1 protein-coding gene is annotated in these 564 nt (G+C 60.1%); it reads right to left on the reverse strand.

All coding sequences use genetic code 11. The annotated features are described in order from the left end of the window. The coding region (locus tag AC1DT3_RS23715; protein WP_477467593.1) for a transporter substrate-binding domain-containing protein at positions 1-564 on the reverse strand (564 nt) is incomplete at both ends.

Raw genomic sequence — 564 nt, forward strand, 5'->3', positions numbered from 1 at the left:
CGTCAAGGTTCGCTTCCTCGAGTTTCGCATAGGGCTTGATCACCGACGAGGTGTAGTTCTTTTCGAGATACGCGGATGCTTCGCTGCGGTCCGTCACGCCGATCGACTTTCCGGCGAGTGCGAGAGGGGTGACCTTCTTCACGTMGAGCGTTTTCTCGCCGATGAAGGCCATCGGGATCCGGTAATAGGGCTGCGAGAAGGCGATGCGTTTCTGCCGACGCTCGGTGATTTCGAGCGAGGAGACGATGGCGTCGTAATCGTGGTTCAGCAGGCCGCGGATGATGCCTTCCCATTCGTGGGTCACGAGATTGCACCGGACCTGCATGACTTCGCAGAGCGCCTTGACGAGGTCGACCTCGAGGCCCTGCAACTCGTTGCTTTGATCCAAGTAGTTGTACGGCGGATACGCGCCCTCGATGGCGATCCGAATTTGCGGACGCTCCTGCGCCCCGGCYGGGATTCCCAGGCAGAGCAGCAAAGCGAGCGCCGCAACGCCTCGCACTATTCTCAGAAAACCAGCCGCGCCCACAATAGTATGCCCACCGTCATCGCGGCGCCGAATAC

The organism is Microvirga sp. P4_G7, assembly GCF_056401005.1.